Below are 18,535 nucleotides of genomic sequence, written 5' to 3'. Positions count from 1 at the left end.
GAGGTTCAGAGGCTTGCGTCGACCATACCGTGGCGAACGGCCAGCAAGGTCAGTTCGACGTCGCTGGTGACCGAGAGTTTTTCAAAGATCCGATACCGGTAAGTATTGACGGTCTTGGGCGACAGGCACAACTTGTCCGAGATGAGCTGAACCTTCTGGCAACCGACGATCATAAGGGCGATCTGGATTTCCCGCTCCGACAGGGCGTCGAACGGCGAACCTTGCGGCTGGAACGACTTGAGCGCCAGTTGCTGGGCAATCTGCGGGCTGATGTAACGCTGCCCGGCAAACGCCAGACGGATGGCCTGGACCATCTCGTCCAGCCCCGCGCCTTTGGTCAGGTAGCCGGCCGCCCCGGCTTGCATCAGGCGCGTGGGGAACGGGTCTTCTTCACACACGGTCACGGCCACCACCTTGGTGTCAGGGTGGCTGCGCAACAATTTGCGGGTAGCCTCAAGGCCACCAATGCCAGGCATCTTGACGTCCATCAGCACGACATCCGGCTTGAGCTCCCGGACCAGCTTGAGCGCCGACTCGCCCGAGTCCGCCTCCCCCACTACCTGCAAGCCGTCGATGTCGGCCAGCATGCGTGTAATACCGGTTCGCACCAGATCGTGGTCATCGACCACTAGGACCCTAATCAAGCAGACACCTCGTCAACAGGGCGATTGGATCCCGCCACCTTAACAAAATTTTTCAAGACGGGCCTAGCGCAAAACTTCCTTAGGAAATGTCCTACGCTCACGCCACTGTGGCCGCATCGCATCACTTCGGCCTCCATCGCCCATCAGGCGCTCCAACAAATGCGCAAACGCCGCTTTGTCGTCGGCCGCCAGGCGCCTGAACGCAGCCACTAAACCGGTTTCATCCGCCGTCAGGCTTTCCAGCGGCGCCGGGGTGCGCACACCGCTGAGCACATAGAGCGCGTCGACTCCTCTAGCCGCCAGGGCAGCCAGGTAATCGACCCTCGGTGTGCGTTCGCCACTCTCATATTTGCCCTGGGCATTGGGTTCGACGCCGCCGATATCACCAAACACCCGCTGGGTCATCCCCAGCCGTTCACGCTCTTCCCTAAGACGCGGACCGAGCCCATTCATACTGATGTTTCTCCTGCTTCCCTAGCCATCGTCGGATACTGCTCACAACCCTGTGGGCTCTTGCAGACTGCTCGGTCACTATGCCCATCGCACGCCGGGGTCGCAAGCCAGTATTGAGCCAGCACCTAGGGCCGCAAGCTTGATCTGCAAAGATCAGCCGATCACCTTCTGCATACGCACAAAACACTCATCCTCACCCATTTCGACGAACCCCTCGCGCCGGTACAGCCGCCGCGCCGGGTTGCTCTTGAACACCATCAAGCGCAGCAACGGCAGCCTCAGCTGCGCCGCCTTGGCGGCCAGCGCTTGCAGTACCCAACTGCCAACCCCTTGCCCGCGATGCTCAGGCAGCAGGTGCAGCTCGCGAATGAACAATGCCTGGCGGTCCTTGCTGAGGCTGCAGAAGCCCAGCACGCGGTCCCCGTCTACGACCAGCCACTGCTCCCGCCAATCCCAGGCCTGATCGAACGCTTCTTCGATCCACAACAGATCAAACTCCCGGTAGTACGCCAGCATGGCCCGACGCGTGAGGTCACGGGCGAAGGTGCGGTGGGCGTCGGTGGCAGGTATCAGCTCAATGGGCATCACACACCGTCCAGGTGCACAACCAACGGTGGCCGGGCAGCTCGCACTTACAGCGGGTCATGGGGCTCTCCTGCATTGGCCTGTCGCCTGAAGCCTAGGTAATTCAGTGGCCGAGGTCACGCCCCATTGCTGCCTCAGCCCGGAATTTTCAGCCCCCGCTGAACAGCGGGGCGCTCAAGGAAGCTGGCCAGCACGCGCTGCACGTTATTGAACTCATCGAAGCCGACCAGCTCACCTGCGTTATAGCGCTCCACCAGGTTACGCACCCAAGGGAAGATGGCGATATCGGCGATGCTGTACTCATCGACCATCCACTGCCGCCCTTGCAGGTGCCGGTCCAGCACGCCGAGCAGGCGCTTGGATTCGTTGACATAGCGGTCGCGTGGGCGCTTGTCTTCGTATTCCTTGCCAGCGAAGAAGTGGAAGAACCCGACCTGGCCGAACATCGGCCCGATGCCGCCCATCTGGAACATCAGCCACTGCAGCGTCTGGTAGCGGGTCGCCGGGTCACGGCTGAGCAGTTGCCCGCTCTTTTCCGCCAGGTACTGCAGGATCGCGCCCGACTCGAACAACGGCAAAGGCCGGCCGCCAGGGCCATCGGGGTCGAGGATCGCCGGGATCTTGTTGTTGGCGCTGAGCGAGATGAATTCAGGGCTCAGCTGGTCGTCGGTTTCGAAGCTGACCTTGTGCGGCTCGTACGCCAAGCCGATCTCCTCCAGCATGATCGATACCTTGACGCCATTGGGCGTAGGCAGCGAGTACAGTTGCAGGCGCTCGGGGTGTTGCGCAGGCCATTTGCGGGTAACGGGAAATGCGCTGAGATCGGTCATGGTCAACCTGTGCCAGGGGAATGGACCTGTCACTTTAGTAACATCATGGGCGGCTGACCACCACCTGCCGTCCTCAGCTCACCTGGCCATGGGCCTTGAGCTTGAGCTTGTCGGTATCCACACGGACGAACACCGAATCGGCGCAGACGGTCAGCACATCCCCCGCCCAGACCTCGCAGACTACCCGTGTCTTGCGTCCGACTTCACCTTCCACACGCGCCTTGAGCAGCAGCTCGACCCCCATGGGTGTGGGCTTGAGGTAGTTCAGGCCCAGGCTGCCGGTGACACAGTCGATACGCGGCAGGCTGCCGGGGGTACGCCCTTCGGCCCGGTAGTGGTAAGCCATGGCAGCCCAGTTGGAGTGGCAATCGACCAGCATCGCCAGCAGGCCGCCGTAGACGAGCCCCGGCCAGCCGGTGAAGGTGGTGTCGGGCGTGTGACGGCACAGCAGATGGATACCGTCGGCGTCCCAATGGCTCTGCACATGCAGGCCGCTGGGGTGGGCAACGCCGCAGCCGTAGCAAATGCCGTCGGGTGCGGCCAGCGCCTGCAGGGAGAGAGCTTGTTCGGTCATACGCTTCCTGTGCTTTTTGGAATGGGAAGGGATGCAAGCTGCATGGTAGCGCCGCGTTGGGCATGGGCCAATGAAAATGCGGGGCGCAAAGCGCCCCGCAAGGGTCAGGCAGGCTGCGCCACCGCCCTGGCACGCCGCTGGGTCAGCGAAACCAGCACGATGAACAACGTCACCCCGGCCGTCATCAGCGTCTCATAACGGTACGCATCACTGAACAGCATGTAGCCCAGTACCATCACGATGGTGCCGATCACCAGCCAGGTCAGCCAGGGGAACAACCACATCTTCAACTCCAGCGGCCGCCCCTCTCGATCAGCCCGGGCCCGCATGCGTAGCTGCGAGACGGCAATCACCAGGTACACCAGCAAGGCAATCGCACCGGTGGTCGACAGCAGGAAGCCGAACACCTTGCCGGGGAATACGTAGTTGACGAAGCAGCCGGCAAAGCCTGCCAGGGTCGAGAGGATAACCGCCACCGTCGGCACGCCGGCACCGGAGATACGCTTGGTCATGCTCAGTGCCTGGCCGCGGGCACCCAGGGAATACAGCATCCGCGAAGCAGTGTAGAGGCCGGAGTTCATGCAACTGGTGACCGCCACCAGCACCACCAGGTCGACCAGCAGTTTCGCCCCGGGCACATTCAGCACCTCAAGTACCCGCTGGAACGAGCCCACGGCCTTGAGTTGCGGATCGTTCCAGGCCACCAGCGACACCACCAGGAAGATCGAGGCCAGGTAGAAGATCGCGATGCGGTACACCACCAGGTTGGTGGCGCGGCGAATCTTGTCTTTCGGGTTGGCGGTCTCGTCAGCGGCAATGGTGACGATCTCGGCGCCAAAGAACGAGAAGATGGTGATCAGCACGCCACCGAGCACCGTACCGAAGCCATTGGGCATGAACCCGCCGCTGTCCCAAAGCCGGCTCACCCCTGAGACTTCGGCCAGCGGCCAGAAGCCGAACACAGCCAGGCTGCAGACCACGATGAAGGCAATGATCGCGATTACCTTGACCAGGGCAAACCAGTACTCGAACGCACCGAAGTTCTTCACGCTGACCAGGTTGGTGCCCGACAGCACAAACATGATCAGGAAGGCGAACAGCCAGGACGGTACCGCCGGGAAGTAGGCATGCAGGATGTCAGCCCCGGCGATGGCTTCGACCGGGATGATCAGCACCCAGAACCACCAGTACAGCCAGCCGATGGTGAACCCTGCCCAGGGGCCGATGGCCTCGGAGGCGTACGTGGAGAAGGAGCCGCTGTTGGGGTTGGCGATGGCCATTTCGCCAAGCATGCGCATCACCAGCAACACCAGCAGGCCAGTCATGGCGTAGGAGATGAGAATGGCCGGGCCAGCGGTGGCAATGGCGTTGGAGGAACCGATGAACAGGCCGGCGCCAATGATGCCGGCAATGGAAATCATCGACACCTGACGGGAGGTCAGGCCGTGCTGCAGGGAACGCTGTTTCTTGTTTTCTAGCGAAGCCATGGAGAACCCTCGAATGGGTCGGCCGCCGCAGGGACGGCTGAAAAAGTTGGAGCAGAATTCTTGTAAGTGGTGATGCTCTTTTTTCTTGTTTTGAAGTCGCCGGCGGTGCACTTGCCTCCTCTTCGCAGTACCGGTTGTAATCGTTGATCCAGGTCAGTATTAATCTATAGGGCGAGGTCAACAAACGACCTTTTCGAAGCACATGATTCCAATATGGAATGAACTCCTTCCTTTTTTGCTCGGTACGCGCCTGCCATGTCCAAACGCCTGATGCCCTCGACTACCGCCCTGCAGTGCTTCGAAGCGGCCGCCCGCCACCTGAGCTTCACCCGGGCGGCACAGGAACTGCACCTGACCCAGAGCGCCGTCAGCAAGCAGGTCGCGCAACTTGAAGAAATGCTGGCGCACTCGCTGTTCCAGCGCATTCGCCGGCGCCTGCACCTGACGCCGGCGGGCGCCCTGTACCTGACCGAAGTGAACAAGATCCTTAACCAGATCGACATTTCCAGCCGCTACATCCTCAGCTATGGCGACGAAACCGAAGTGCTGCGCATCGCCACCCAGCCCACCTTCGGTGCGCGCTGGCTGGTGCCCAGGCTCAAAGGCTTCGGTGACCGCTACCCGCGCATCCACCTGGACATCCGCAACGAACTGGAGCCGTTCGACCTGGTGCAGGCCAAGGCCGACATCGCCTTCTTTTTCGGCCAGGGCACCTGGCCAGGGGCGACCTGCATCGAACTGTTCAGCGAAGAGGTGGTGCCGGTGTGTACCCCGCAGCTACAGACCAGGCACCGCTTCGACAGTGCCCAAGCCCTCACCGAACACCGCTTGCTGCAATGCGCATCACGCCCGGAGGCCTGGCACGAATGGTTTCTGGGGCTGGGCCTGCACAGCCAGAACAGCTACCACGGGCCGCGCTTCGACACGTTCTACCTGTGCATCCGTGCGGCCATCGCCGGTTGCGGCATCGCCCTGATCCCGCGCTATCTGGTGGCCGAGGAGTTGAGCGAAGGCAAGCTGGTAGTGGCGTGGGACCACCCGGTGGCGAGCAATGGCCGGCACTTCATCGCCCATGCCGAGCATGCGGCAGAGGTGCCGAAGATCAGGGCCTTCGTGCAGTGGATTGGTGAACGCGTGGCAGAGGGAGATTGACCAAGTTCGCGAATCCAGGGAATGAACGCAATCGAATAATTCGTTTGCGGAACGACACTTCGGCGCGCTTCGATATTAAGAAACTCGAACAAGGTCCGCGTGCCCATGAATCTGGAAAGTATCAGCCAATCCATTGCCATCGTTCATCCGATTACACTTTCCCATGGCCGTAATGCCGAAGTCTGGGATACCGACGGCAAACGTTACATCGACTTCGTCGGCGGCATCGGCGTGCTCAACCTGGGCCACTGCAACCCGGCCGTGGTCGCGGCCATCCAGGCCCAGGCCACGCGCCTGACCCACTATGCTTTCAACGCGGCGCCTCACGGCCCTTACCTGGAGCTCATGGAGCGCCTGCGCGCGTTCGTGCCGGTCAGCTACCCGCTGGCCGGCATGCTTACCAACAGCGGCGCAGAAGCGGCGGAAAACGCCCTCAAAGTCGCCCGCGGTGCCACCGGCAAGCGCGCCATCATCGCTTTCGATGGCGGCTTTCATGGCCGCACCCTGGCAACCCTGAACCTCAACGGCAAGGTCGCCCCCTACAAACAACGCGTAGGTGAACTGCCGGGGCCGGTGTACCACCTGCCCTACCCCAGCGCCGATACCGGCGTCACTTGCGAGCAGGCGCTCAAGGCCATGGACCGCCTGTTCAGCGTCGAGCTGGCAGTAGAGGACGTGGCGGCGTTCATCCTGGAGCCCGTGCAAGGTGAAGGTGGCTTCCTCGCCCTGGACCCGGCCTTTGCTCAGGCGCTGCGCCGTTTCTGCGACGAGCGCGGGATCCTGATCATCATCGACGAGATCCAGTCGGGTTTCGGCCGCACCGGCCAGCGCTTCGCCTTCCCGCGGCTGGGCATCGAGCCAGACCTGCTGCTGTTGGCCAAGAGTATCGCCGGCGGCATGCCGCTGGGGGCGATGGTCGGGCGCCAGGGGTTGATGGCGGCGCTGCCCAAGGGCGGCCTCGGCGGAACCTATTCGGGCAATCCGATTGCCTGTGCAGCGGCGCTGGCGAGCCTGGCGCAGATGACCGATGAGAACGTCGCCACATGGGGCGAGCGCCAGGAGCAGGCCATCGTCAGCCGGGTTGGACACTGGCAGCAACGCTTCCCGTTCATCGGGCGCCTGACAGGCGTCGGCGCAATGCGCGGGATCGAGTTCGTCAATGCAGACGGTAGCCCTGCACCCGCTCAGCTGGCCAAGGTCATGGATGCAGCAAGGGCCAAAGGCCTGTTGCTGATGCCCAGCGGCAAGGCGCGACACATCATTCGCCTGCTGGCGCCACTGACCATCGAAGCCGAGGTGCTCGAAGAAGGGTTGAACATCTTCGAGCAGTGCCTGGTCGAGTTGAACTGAGGCTTACAGGCCCAGTTCTTCCGGGGTGAGCATGTCGGACTCGAAAGCGATCCAGCCGCCTTCGAGTTCGGCGTGGCCGTTGACGATCGGGCCGTAGTAGGTAAGGCCGTTCTCCAGCGTCACACAGATATGCGTGGCCGGCTTTTCCGGAGCCGCGAGCGTGCCGACGAAATGCACCTTCTTCAGGGTTTCGGTCACGGCTTCCAGGCCAACACGCATGCTGGGGTTTTCCGAGGCCTCGATATCGCCCCCACGGTCTTCGGCGCTGATGGTGACGGTGGCGGTGTACGGGAACTGGGTGCTCAAGCGGGGTTACCTCGGTGTTGGATGCAGGCTTGCGGGCGCGTAGAGTACGGCAGCTGTGCGCAGTTGTCTCTAATGGCCTCCCCCGCCCTGATCTGTTAGGGTGCCCGCCGATGCACGCCACACCACACGAGGACACCGAGTGAGCGCCGAAGAACCCCTGATCGCCGACCTGTTCGAGGTCGACAAACGCCTGACCCTCAAGCCCGTCGTGGATTTCAACGCTTACCTGCGCAACGCCTTCGGCGAAGGCCCGTGCCGCTGCCACCGCTGCACCGAAGGTGGCGACGAAAGCACCTATACCCACGCCCACAGCTTCACCCTCGATGGTCGCCAATGGCACCGCCGTTTCGCCACCACAGCCGGCAGCGACGTGGCGCAGGTACTGAAAAAAGCCTGGCTGTCGTACACCAAGGCAGACCTGAACCCGGTCGGTGCCCTGGACCTGACCACCCTCAAGACCTTCACCGAAGCGGCTCTGCACGAGCGCCTGCTGGCCCTGCTGCCCGCCAGCGGCGTTGCCCGCGAAGTGGACGGCCAGTGGCTGCTGCAAGCCCAGGCCGACTGACGGCCCGGCGGTAAAGCAGGATTCTCCCGCTCTGCTACCTTGGGAGAATCCGCTCATCCTCAGGTAGTCCGTCATGGCCCGCACAACGCCCATCGAGCTGTACCGCAACATTGGTATCGTCGCCCACGTGGATGCCGGCAAGACCACGACCACCGAGCGCATCCTGTTCTACACCGGGGTCAACCACAAGATGGGCGAGGTGCACGATGGCGCCGCGACCATGGACTGGATGGCCCAGGAACAGGAACGCGGCATCACCATCACCTCGGCGGCGACCACGGCCTTCTGGCAGGGCTCGACCAAGCAGTTCGCCGACAAGTACCGTTTCAACATCATCGATACCCCCGGCCACGTCGACTTCACCATCGAGGTGGAACGTTCGCTGCGCGTGCTCGATGGCGCCGTGGTGGTGTTCAGCGGTGCCGACGGGGTAGAGCCGCAGTCCGAGACGGTGTGGCGCCAGGCCAACAAGTATCACGTCCCGCGCCTGGCCTATATCAACAAGATGGACCGCCAAGGCGCAGACTTCCTGCGCGTGGTCAAACAGATCGACAAGCGCCTGGGGCATCACCCGGTACCCATCCAGCTGGCCATCGGCAGCGAAGAGAACTTCATCGGCCAGATCGACCTGGTGAAGATGAAGGCGATCTACTGGAACGACGCCGACCATGGCACCACCTACCGCGAAGAAGAAATCCCGGACGAACTCAAGGCACTGGCCGACGAATGGCGTGCGCACATGGTCGAAGCGGCGGCCGAGGCCAATGATGAGTTGACCACCAAGTTTCTCGATGGCGAGGAGCTGAGCATCGACGAGATCAAGGCCGCCCTGCGCCAGCGCACCATTGCCAACGAAATCGTGCCGACCATCCTTGGCTCCTCGTTCAAGAACAAAGGCGTGCCGCTGATGCTCGATGCGGTGATCGACTACCTGCCCGCGCCCTCCGAAATCCCGGCAATCAAGGGCACCGACCCGGACGACGAAGAGAAACACCTGGAGCGCCACGCCGACGACAACGAACCGTTTTCGGCCCTGGCGTTCAAGATCGCGACCGACCCGTTCGTCGGCACGCTCACGTTTGCCCGGGTGTACTCCGGGGTGCTCAGTTCCGGCAACGCAGTGCTCAACTCGGTCAAAGGCAAGAAGGAGCGCATCGGCCGAATGGTGCAGATGCACGCCAACCAACGTGCAGAAATCAAGGATGTATGCGCCGGCGACATCGCCGCCCTGATCGGCATGAAGGACGTGACGACCGGCGACACGCTTTGCGACATGGACAAACCGATCATCCTCGAGCGCATGGACTTCCCGGACCCGGTGATCTCCGTGGCCGTAGAACCCAAAACCAAAGCCGACCAGGAGAAAATGGGCATCGCCCTGGGCAAGCTGGCCCAGGAAGACCCCTCGTTCCGCGTGCGCACTGATGAGGAGACCGGCCAGACCATCATTTCAGGCATGGGCGAACTGCACCTGGACATCATCGTCGACCGCATGCGGCGTGAGTTCAACGTCGAGGCCAATATCGGCAAGCCCCAGGTGGCCTACCGCGAAAAGATCCGCAACACCTGCGAGATCGAGGGCCGCTTCGTTCGCCAGTCCGGCGGGCGCGGCCAGTATGGGCACTGCTGGATCCGCTTTGCACCGGGCGATGAAGGCAAGGAAGGCCTGGAGTTCATCAACGAGATCGTTGGCGGCGTGGTACCCCGCGAGTACATCCCGGCGATCCAGAAAGGCATCGAGGAGCAGATGAAGAACGGCGTGCTTGCCGGCTACCCGCTGATCAGCCTCAAGGCTGCGGTGTTCGACGGCTCCTATCACGACGTCGACTCCAACGAGATGGCCTACAAGATCGCCGCTTCCATGGCCACCAAGCAGCTTTCGCAAAAAGGCGGAGCGGTGTTGCTGGAGCCGGTAATGAAGGTCGAGGTGGTCACGCCCGAGGAATACCAGGGCGACATCATGGGCGACCTGAGCCGGCGCCGCGGCATGATCCAGGATGGCGACGAGACCCCTGCCGGCAAGGTGATCCGTGCCGAAGTGCCGCTGGGAGAAATGTTCGGCTACGCCACCTCGATGCGCTCAATGACCCAAGGGCGGGCCAGCTACACGATGGAGTTCACCCGTTATGCCGAGGCGCCGGCGAGCATTGCTGACGGCATTGTGAAGAAGAATCGCGGGGAGTGAAGCCGCGAGGGCTATGCCGGCGATAGGGCCAGCACAGCCCCCGCAAAAACTCAGTGCTGCTCGCCTGCCCGCTTCAACAGTTTCTTGCAGCGCTCGGACAGATGCACCACCCGCAGCTGCTTGCCCGCCTTGGCATACCGCTCGCGCAAGGTCTTCAACGCAGCAATTGCCGAGTAATCGACGAAGCTCACGTGCTGGCAATCCAGGGTAACCTTGGCCGGGTCACCCGCAGGGTCGAACTGGTTGAGAAACGGCGTGACCGAGGCGAAGAACAGCGTGCCGTGCACTTGGTAATGCTTGACCCCCTCGGCGTCTTCATGGCTGTCGGCATACAGCTCCCGCGCATGCTGCCAGGCAAAGTTCACCGCAGCGATGACGATGCCGAACAGTACGGCCGTGGCCAGGTCGGTGAAGACCGTGACCACCGTCACGGCAATGATCGCCAGCACATCGCTCACCGGCACTTTGTGCAGCACGCGCAAGGACGCCCACGCGAATGTCTGCTGGGCGACCACGAACATTACCCCGACCAGCGCCGCCAACGGGATACGCTCGATCAGCGGCGACAGGAACAGCACGAACAGCAGGATCATCACCCCCGCCACCACGCCGGACAGCCGGCCGCGGCCATTGGAGCTGAGGTTGATCACCGTCTGGCCGATCATCGCGCAGCCGCCCATGCCACCGCACAAGCCGGAAACCATGTTGGCCGCACCCAAGGCCACGCACTCGCGGTCCGGGTAGCCGCGGCTCTCGGTGATCTCGTCGGTGAGGTTCAGGGTCAGCAGGGTCTCCAGCAAGCCGACCATGGCCATCAGCACCGCGTAAGGGGCGATGATCTTCAGCGTTTCAAGGTTCCAGGGCACATCCGGCAGGGCCAGCGCCGGCAGCCCACCAGCAATGTGCGCCATGTCGCCAAGGGTGCGGGTTGGCAGGTCGAGCAGGTACACCAAAAGGCCAACGCCGAGGATCGCCACCAGCGCTGGCGGCACGGCGCGGGTCAGCTTTGGCAGCACGTACACCACCAGCATGGTCAGTGCCACCAGGCCGATCATCAGCCAAAGGGGCGTGCCGCTGAGCCACTGCTCACCCGTCTTGAAATGCTCCAGCTGGGCCATGGCGATGACGATCGCCAGGCCGTTGACGAAGCCAAGCATCACCGGATACGGCACCAGGCGCACCAGCTTGCCCAGGCGCAACAGGCCGAACAGGATCATCACCACACCACCCAACAGTACGGTGGCCAGCAGATACTGCGCACCGTGCTGCACCACCAGAGCGACGATCACCACCGCCATCGAGCCGGCAGCACCGGAGATCATGCCCGGGCGGCCGCCGAACAGCGCGGTGAGGGTACAGATGATGAAGGCGCCGTACAGGCCCATCAGCGGGTTTAGGTGCGCCACCAGGGCGAAAGCGATGCACTCGGGCACCAGAGCGAATGAAGTGGTCAGGCCGGCGAGCAGGTCGGCGCGAAGTCGGGCGGGTTTCATGGGTGTCCTGTGGTGCAGGGCCAGGCGGCCGGTACTGAAAACAATCGAAGGGCGGGATGTTACGGAATTTGTCTGGCAGTGGCCACCGCGAGCAGCCCAGCCCTAGCCGCGCGCCAGCCACTCGGCCATTGCTACATCCTCCAGAGCGTACTCGCCGCGATTGGCCTTCCACACCAGCTCCTTTTCCCGCAGGGCATCCAGGGCTTTTTGCACATTGGGTGTGGTGGCGTTGGCTTCGGCAGCAGCCTGTTCCAGCTTGCGATTGACGTCGATGAAGGTCTGTTCGGTGAAGGGCGAGAACGGCTGCCGGGCCCGCGTGCGCTCGGCCATCACTGCCAGCACCGCCTGTTGCAAGGCAGACAGCTCGTTCCAGGCACTTTCGTAGTCGCTCCACACCCCGGCCTGATGGTTCAGCGCACCGGTGCGCAGCAGCTCGCCAAGGTTGCCTGCCTCGCCCAGCCCGATACTCACCTCGGTGAGCAACTTGCCGAGCATCTCCGGGCGCCGGCCAACACGCTCAAAGGCATACTCCAGGTCCTCGGCCTTGAACTGGTTGCTGGCCGCCAGACGGCCATTCCAGACACCGGTCACGAAGTCGACGAAGTCCCGCCCCAACAGCGGAAACGCAGTGATGCTGGCGCCATAGAATGGCTGCTTGCTCTTGAGCACCAGATTGGCCAGCTTGTCCCGGCTGGACCCGGTAAACACCAGGCGCAGGCCATCGGGGCGGTCACCCCGGTTGAGGTGATCGCGCGCCGCCTTGAGCGCGAACATGGCGTTCAGCCCACCCTCGCTGTTGAGGGCATGCTGCGCCTCATCCACCACCAGCACCACCATTTGCCCGCACACCTGATGCAGCACCGCAAGTGCCTGTGCCAGCGTGGTACCGGCGGGCAGTTGCGGGCGGGTGAAATCCCAGCTGAGCGTACGCAGCAGGTTGATCTTGTCGATACCCGCCTTCTTCGCGGTTTTGGCCAAGGTACTTTCAAAACGCGCCAGAGCGCTGCCGATGGCACCGCTGATCAACTCGGCAGGGTCGGCATCACGGTCAGACCACAGGTCGACATACACCGGCAGCCAGCCACGCTCCAGGCAGGCTGGAATGAAGTCGTTATTCAGGAAGGTGCTCTTGCCCGTGCGCCTTGGTGCAGCGAGGAACATACCCGAGCTGTAGTCGACGAACGATTCGCCGGCCAGGTCCCGTACCAGGGCTTGAGCCAACTGTTCGCGGCGGAAGATCGGGCGGGCAAGGCTCATGGCAATATCCTGAATTATCCAGATGACTATAATTTATATCTTATAGAATAAAAGCAGGATAAAAGACACCTTGTGATGGACAACCGGCACGAGTCGCACAATTTTGCCATCATGTTGATTCCACCTGCGGAGATCATGGACATGGCGCTACGCCCCTTTCTAACTTCCCTGCTGCTGGCCGCCAGCCTGGCCGCCCAAGCCGCCACCGAAGTGCTGCCGCTGCAGCACCGCAGCAGCGCCGAACTGCTGCCCGCCGCCCAGTCGTTCATTGGCAAGGACGGTAGCGTCAGCGCCTTCGAGAACAAGTTGATCGTCACTGCCAGCCCCGAACGCGTAGACGACCTGCGCGCCCTGCTGCAACAGCTGGACACCGCGCCCAAGCGCCTGATGATCAGCGTCGACAACAACGACAGCAACTATCAGGACAACCGAGGCAATGCGCGCATCATCCATTACGGCACCAGCAACCGGGATGGTGGCCTGCAACAGGTCCAGGCCAGCGAAGGCCAACCGGCGCTGATCCAGGTCGGCCAGAGCATCCCGGTCACCAGTACCAGCACCGACGGCTATGGGCGCATCCAGAGCAACACCGAATACCGTAATGTGACCCAGGGTTTCTACGTGACCCCAAGCCTGATCGGCGAAACCGTTCGCCTGCAAATAAGCACCAATAATGACCGAATGAGCCATGAACGTGCTGATGTAGTGAAAGTACAAAGTACCGACACGACGGTCACCGGCAAGCTCGGTGAGTGGATTACCCTGGCTGGGTTCAACCAGCAGAGCCAGGCCGATCTCAGCCCGTCAAGCCGCACTTACAGCACCCAACGGGGTGAAAACATGACTTTACGTGTCAAAGTCGACCTTCTCGACTGATCCCAGGCAAATCAAGGCCTCGACCAAAGGCCTTGAAACTGACCAGCAAGTCGCATTAGACCAAAGATGTAGTAAGCCCAAAAAAGCACTACAAAACATTTGACAGGCTCTTTTTCCCAAGGGCATGATGGCCTCGCTCCCGCTAATCAGGGGCCCTGGCAAGGGCCTTCGAGGCGCCCCTCCTCCCACCCTTGGAGGCACCTCGTGTCTATACGGCCCACAAGGCGGTTCGACGGGATTGCGACTGCAACGAAGAAGTTGTCCCGAGGGACGGAAGCGCATCACCGCAGTTCTGGCAATCGCGTAGCACCGCAGCAAGGCATCCACGAGCCGACCTGCCGGCGCATGCCCTCGCCCAGACTGCAACTCCTTCCCCCTTCGAGCCTTCGCGTTCGCCGCCGCACTCCCCCGAACAGGACAGCCGCCACACCCCTGATTCGCTTCGTGAGCATCAGCACAATTACCCCAAGATCGATGCGACGAGGTTTATTTCCATGGCACTGACACGCGAACAGCAAATTGCAGCCCTCGAGAAAGACTGGGCCGAAAACCCGCGCTGGAAAGGCGTGACCCGTACCTACACCGCCGCCGATGTCGTTCGCCTGCGTGGCTCCCTGCAGCCGGAGCACACCCTGGCCCGCCTGGGTGCAGAAAAACTGTGGAAGCTGGTCACCGAGGGTGCCCACCCGTCCTTCCGCCCAGAAAAAGATTTCGTCAACTGCATGGGCGCCCTGACCGGCGGCCAGGCAGTGCAGCAGGTCAAGGCCGGCATCCAGGCCATCTACCTGTCTGGCTGGCAGGTGGCCGCCGACAACAACTCCGCCGAGTCCATGTACCCTGACCAGTCGCTGTACCCGGTCGACTCCGTACCGACTGTGGTCAAGCGCATCAACAACTCGTTCCGCCGCGCCGACCAGATCCAGTGGAAAGCCGGCAAGAACCCGGGCGACGAAGGCTACATCGACTACTTCGCGCCAATCGTGGCAGACGCTGAGGCCGGTTTCGGCGGCGTGTTGAACGCCTACGAACTGATGAAGAACATGATCGAAGCGGGCGCCGCCGGCGTGCACTTCGAAGACCAGCTGGCCTCGGTGAAAAAGTGTGGCCACATGGGCGGCAAGGTTCTGGTACCTACCCAGGAAGCCGTGCAGAAGCTGGTTGCAGCGCGCCTGGCTGCTGACGTATCGGGCGTACCGACCATCATCCTGGCCCGTACCGACGCCAACGCCGCCGACCTGCTGACCAGCGACTGCGACCCGTACGACCAGCCGTTCGTGATCGGTGAGCGTACCCGTGAAGGCTTCTACAAGGTCCGCGCCGGCCTCGACCAGGCCATCGCCCGCGGCCTTGCCTACGCGCCGTACGCCGACCTGATCTGGTGCGAAACCGCCAAGCCAGACCTGGACGAAGCCCGCCGCTTCGCCGAAGCGATCAAGAAGGAATACCCGGACCAACTGCTGTCGTACAACTGCTCGCCTTCCTTCAACTGGAAGAAGAACCTGGACGACGCCACCATCGCCAAATTCCAGCGCGAGCTGTCGGCCATGGGCTACAAACACCAGTTCATCACCCTGGCTGGTATCCACAACATGTGGCACGGCATGTTCAACCTGGCGCACGACTACGCCCGCAACGACATGACCGCCTACGTGAAGCTGCAGGAGCAGGAATTCGCCGACGCCAGCAAAGGCTACACCTTCGTGGCGCACCAGCAGGAAGTGGGCACCGGCTACTTCGACGACATGACCACCGTGATTCAGGGTGGCGCATCGTCGGTGACGGCACTGACCGGTTCGACCGAAGAAGAGCAGTTCCACTGATAGTGATTTGCTGCTGAAGAAAGGGCCCGGGGCTTGTGAAAGCCCCGGGCTTTTTAGTTCAGCCTGGTTGTTTTCAGAAAATCGGTTTTCCCCGGCTCGAATGAGCCCACACAGGCCTTTCATGCCAGAGAGGTTTTGGCACTGCGCTGCAGCAGCGCCAAGAGCGATGACAGGTGCAGCAGGCGTTATGGGAGTGACGCCCGTCACATCGCACTGACTTTTCTTTCACTCAATTTTCACGGCACTAGGCAGAGACTAAAGCTATCCCTACGTGATAGACGCTCCTTTGCCCGCCCCTCCCGGCGGGCTTTCTTTTGCTCACGATTTGCAGTGGCTTGTCTCATCGCCCATTGCACCGTCCATTTCAAAAGCGCTACCCATCGGCGCACCGCAATAACTGGCAGATAGCCAAACCGGGCCAAAAATTTTTCAAATCTCTTTGCCAGCCGGGTCACACTGGCTGCCACTGAACCTTCGTGGCTTTCCGGGCTCAGTTGTGCAGACAACGCTTGCGCCATCTAGAAAGGGATTTGTAATGGGACATGCTCCAGCCGCCGCCCTCCCAAGGGTTCGCATCGAACGTGAGCTGAGCCTGCGGGCTGTACTCACCGGCGCGATGCTGGGCATTTTGCTCACGCCATCGAATGTCTATGCGGGGCTCAAGATCGGCTGGTCATTCAACATGTCGATCATCGCTTTGCTGGTCGGCTTCGCCCTGTGGCAGGGTATCGCGGGCCGCAAGAAGGAGCGGCCCGTTTGGACGCTGCACGAAAGCAACATCAACCAGACCGTGGCGTCGGCCGCCGCCTCCATCATTTCCGGCGGGCTGGTGGCGCCGATCCCGGCCTATACGCTGCTCACCGGCCACCAACTGGACCCGGCGCCGATGATGGCCTGGGTTTTCTCCGTAAGCTTCCTGGGCATCTGGATCGCCTGGTACCTGCGCCCCGCCTTGCTCAACGACCATGACCTGAAGTTCCCCGAAGGCATGGCGACCCTGGAAACGCTGCAGCAGATCTACCATCATGGGCGCGAAGCCATGTCTCGCATCAAGGTTCTGTGCAGTGCCGCGCTGCTGTCAGGGCTGGTGAAGTGGATTGACGGCTTCGTCTGGGCGCTACCACGCTGGGCACCCACGCCTGCGCTCGAGCGCCTGACCTTTACTGTCGATCCTTCGCTGTTGCTCATCGGCTTTGGCGGCATCATCGGCATTCGAGTTGGCCTGACGTTGCTGTTCGGCGCCGCGCTGGCCTGGGGCGGGCTAGCGCCGTGGCTGATCGACCACGCATTGGTAGTGATCGCCCCGAACGCCAGCGGCCCCCAGTTCGCCGCGCTGGTGGAGTGGCTGTTGTGGCCGGGCGTTAGCCTGATGGTCTGTGCGACCTTGACTTCATTGGCAGTTCGTCTGCTCCGAGTGTCACGGCGGTTGCCTGCAAATGCGCTTGCACATCGGGCGCCGCGCGCCAGGATACGGTTTTCGCCAGGGCCTGCATCCGGCCTGCTGCTATCCGTCGCTCTGGTCGTCGCCCTGCAGGCGCTGCTGTTCGGGATCGACTGGTGGATGGCGTTGTTGAGCATTCCTTTGGCGATTTGCCTTGCCGTCGTCGCCGCGCGCGTCGTGGGGGCCACCGGCATCGCACCGATTGGCGCCATTGGCAAACTGTCGCAGCTCGGCTTCGGCTTGATCGCCCCCGGCCAGGTGGCCATCAACCTGATGAGCGCCAACACGGCGGGGGGCGCGGCCGGGCAATCCACAGACCTGATGAACGACTTCAAGGTTGGCTTGGCGATCGGCGCGACCCCGCACAAGCAACTCGTTGCCCAATGCATCGGTATTTTCATCGGCAGCGCGGTCGGCGTGCTGGTTTACCTGATGCTGATACCGGATCCGCAGGCCATGCTGCTTACCGAGGAGTGGCCTGCGCCGGCTGTCGCGACCTGGAAAGCGGTGGCCCAGACGCTGACAGTTGGGCTGGGAGCGCTGTCGTCGGAGATTCGCTGGGCGATTTTGGCTGGCAGCGCTGTAGGCGTGCTGTTGGGCACGCTGGACAGCCTGCTACCGCAACGGGTGGCCCGCTGGCTGCCGAGTACCGCCGCACTGGGGCTGGCATTCATATTGCCGGCGTCGATCGCGATGATGATGGGTTTTGGCGCAGTACTTACCTGGCTGGTCAACTGCCGATGGCCGAGCGTCACGGAGCGCTTTGCGATCACAGCGGCAGCTGGGTTGATTGCAGGTGAAAGTATCACGGGCGTAGGGGCATCGTTCTGGGAGATGCTACGGACGCTGTAGCTGTACGAAACAGCGTCGCGAACACGGCATGAGGCAGCGCTTGTACCTTTGGCTGCCCTGAGTAAAGGTCAGTTCTGGGTCCGGCTGGTTTCTGTTTGTGTTCGGAAATCAGATTTTTTCCCTTTCTTGTAGTCCATTTCCCAAACATACTTCAGCCGCCTGTTTTCCGTTGCGGTCGCCCTGCTGGCGCTCTAGTCTCGGCCTGTTGCTGCACATCAGCGACATGGCTTTGACAGGCCGCGACGGTATTTGGCATACAGCTATCTTTATGGCGGCTGTACGTGTGGGCACGCTTGCGTGCGCCGGAACTTGCCAATTCCACCGGTCTGTCAACCCACGTACCGCTGCCACCCTTCTGTTTGACAGCAGAGAGGTCGCCGCACTTACAAGGAATTGGATAATGTTAAAGATAGTCCCCGATCCACCCCATGCCCTCCACGCTCTCGAAGACACTCTGATTCAGGCCGCAGACTTCGCTAACTGCGCGCTAGCCGTTACGCATCAGGCGATACTGGTTCAGCCGCGGTCGCCTGCGTCGGCCCTGATGATGGCGTCAACACATGAACTCGAGTCGCTGCGTGTGCTGCTCGAGGCGGCATTGATTCAGGTCCAGATGCCGACTGAGCCGCGAACGCTGCACTAAATCGACAAACCTGTGTTGCCTG

General features: G+C 62.0%; 17 protein-coding genes. 8 read left to right on the top strand and 9 right to left on the bottom strand.

All coding sequences use genetic code 11. The features are described 5' to 3' along the window. Positions 1 to 5: 5 nt before the first annotated feature. The 6 genes from uvrY to IWW33_RS20405 all read right to left on the bottom strand — a co-directional run bounded on the left by uvrY (position 6) and on the right by IWW33_RS20405 (position 4,573). Positions 6 to 644 (bottom strand): UvrY/SirA/GacA family response regulator transcription factor, encoded by a 639-nt coding sequence (gene uvrY / locus IWW33_RS20430; protein WP_012315215.1) that lies wholly within the window; start codon positions 642 to 644, stop codon positions 6 to 8. Positions 645 to 707: 63 nt separating this feature from the next. Further along, complete coding sequence (locus IWW33_RS20425) at positions 708 to 1,097, bottom strand: helix-turn-helix transcriptional regulator (RefSeq protein WP_012315216.1); 390 nt, start codon at positions 1,095 to 1,097, stop codon at positions 708 to 710. A 153-nt stretch (positions 1,098 to 1,250) separates the two neighbouring features. Next, on the bottom strand, positions 1,251 to 1,682 hold the full coding sequence (locus tag IWW33_RS20420) for a GNAT family N-acetyltransferase (RefSeq protein WP_174142234.1): 432 nt from the start codon (positions 1,680 to 1,682) through the stop codon (positions 1,251 to 1,253). Between the two features lie 134 nt (positions 1,683 to 1,816). Continuing rightward, a complete protein-coding gene (locus IWW33_RS20415) occupies positions 1,817 to 2,512 on the bottom strand; it encodes a glutathione S-transferase N-terminal domain-containing protein (RefSeq protein ID WP_174142235.1) in 696 nt (231 codons plus the stop codon). Between the two features lie 73 nt (positions 2,513 to 2,585). Next, on the bottom strand, positions 2,586 to 3,086 hold the full coding sequence (locus IWW33_RS20410) for a PaaI family thioesterase (RefSeq protein WP_174142236.1): 501 nt from the start codon (positions 3,084 to 3,086) through the stop codon (positions 2,586 to 2,588). 104 nt (positions 3,087 to 3,190) lie between these two features. Next, positions 3,191 to 4,573 carry an amino acid permease gene (locus IWW33_RS20405; protein WP_174142237.1) on the bottom strand — a complete coding sequence of 461 codons (1,383 nt, stop codon included), beginning with the start codon at positions 4,571 to 4,573 and terminating at the stop codon, positions 3,191 to 3,193. A 255-nt stretch (positions 4,574 to 4,828) separates the two neighbouring features. On the opposite strand from IWW33_RS20405, the gene IWW33_RS20400 reads away from it, so the two are divergent. After that, a complete protein-coding gene (locus IWW33_RS20400) occupies positions 4,829 to 5,725 on the top strand; it encodes a LysR substrate-binding domain-containing protein (RefSeq protein WP_119687445.1) in 897 nt (298 codons plus the stop codon). A gap of 105 nt (positions 5,726 to 5,830) precedes the next feature. Beyond that, positions 5,831 to 7,075 carry an aspartate aminotransferase family protein gene (locus tag IWW33_RS20395; protein WP_119687446.1) on the top strand — a complete coding sequence of 415 codons (1,245 nt, stop codon included), beginning with the start codon at positions 5,831 to 5,833 and terminating at the stop codon, positions 7,073 to 7,075. Between the two features lie 3 nt (positions 7,076 to 7,078). On the opposite strand, the gene IWW33_RS20390 is transcribed toward IWW33_RS20395, so the two are convergent. Further along, complete coding sequence (locus tag IWW33_RS20390; RefSeq protein WP_012315223.1) at positions 7,079 to 7,381, bottom strand: hypothetical protein; 303 nt, start codon at positions 7,379 to 7,381, stop codon at positions 7,079 to 7,081. Positions 7,382 to 7,520: 139 nt separating this feature from the next. On the opposite strand from IWW33_RS20390, the gene IWW33_RS20385 reads away from it, so the two are divergent. Both IWW33_RS20385 and fusA read left to right on the top strand, forming a co-directional pair. Further along, positions 7,521 to 7,946: a hypothetical protein gene (locus tag IWW33_RS20385; RefSeq protein ID WP_046785675.1), complete on the top strand. Its 426-nt coding sequence runs from the start codon at positions 7,521 to 7,523 to the stop codon at positions 7,944 to 7,946. A gap of 73 nt (positions 7,947 to 8,019) precedes the next feature. Then, the gene (gene fusA, locus IWW33_RS20380) at positions 8,020 to 10,131 is read left to right on the top strand and encodes an elongation factor G (protein WP_046785674.1); all 2,112 of its coding nucleotides are present in this window, start codon (positions 8,020 to 8,022) and stop codon (positions 10,129 to 10,131) included. A 50-nt stretch (positions 10,132 to 10,181) separates the two neighbouring features. Here fusA and IWW33_RS20375 read toward each other — a convergent pair whose 3' ends face one another. After that, the gene (locus IWW33_RS20375) at positions 10,182 to 11,624 is read right to left on the bottom strand and encodes a SulP family inorganic anion transporter (protein ID WP_125923937.1); all 1,443 of its coding nucleotides are present in this window, start codon (positions 11,622 to 11,624) and stop codon (positions 10,182 to 10,184) included. Between the two features lie 102 nt (positions 11,625 to 11,726). Continuing rightward, positions 11,727 to 12,881, bottom strand: a complete 1,155-nt coding sequence (locus IWW33_RS20370; RefSeq protein ID WP_046785672.1) for a hypothetical protein — start codon at positions 12,879 to 12,881, stop codon at positions 11,727 to 11,729. 141 nt (positions 12,882 to 13,022) lie between these two features. Between IWW33_RS20370 and IWW33_RS20365 the strand changes: the two genes are divergently transcribed. The 4 genes from IWW33_RS20365 (at position 13,023) to IWW33_RS26710 (ending at position 18,513) form a co-directional block, all read left to right on the top strand. Next, positions 13,023 to 13,757: a secretin N-terminal domain-containing protein gene (locus tag IWW33_RS20365; RefSeq protein WP_039603676.1), complete on the top strand. Its 735-nt coding sequence runs from the start codon at positions 13,023 to 13,025 to the stop codon at positions 13,755 to 13,757. A 494-nt stretch (positions 13,758 to 14,251) separates the two neighbouring features. Continuing rightward, the gene (gene aceA, locus IWW33_RS20360; protein ID WP_012315229.1) at positions 14,252 to 15,577 is read left to right on the top strand and encodes an isocitrate lyase; all 1,326 of its coding nucleotides are present in this window, start codon (positions 14,252 to 14,254) and stop codon (positions 15,575 to 15,577) included. Between the two features lie 535 nt (positions 15,578 to 16,112). Continuing rightward, positions 16,113 to 17,870 carry an OPT family oligopeptide transporter gene (locus IWW33_RS20355; RefSeq protein ID WP_174142251.1) on the top strand — a complete coding sequence of 586 codons (1,758 nt, stop codon included), beginning with the start codon at positions 16,113 to 16,115 and terminating at the stop codon, positions 17,868 to 17,870. A 400-nt stretch (positions 17,871 to 18,270) separates the two neighbouring features. Next, positions 18,271 to 18,513 carry a hypothetical protein gene (locus IWW33_RS26710; RefSeq protein WP_046788353.1) on the top strand — a complete coding sequence of 81 codons (243 nt, stop codon included), beginning with the start codon at positions 18,271 to 18,273 and terminating at the stop codon, positions 18,511 to 18,513. Positions 18,514 to 18,535 lie beyond the last annotated feature (22 nt).

This window comes from Pseudomonas sp. M2 (assembly GCF_015751845.1).
In the GTDB taxonomy this organism is placed as follows: domain Bacteria; phylum Pseudomonadota; class Gammaproteobacteria; order Pseudomonadales; family Pseudomonadaceae; genus Aquipseudomonas; species Aquipseudomonas putida_E.
The sequence above is the reverse complement of the archived record's forward strand: the minus strand, read 5'-3'. Positions and strand labels throughout refer to the sequence as shown.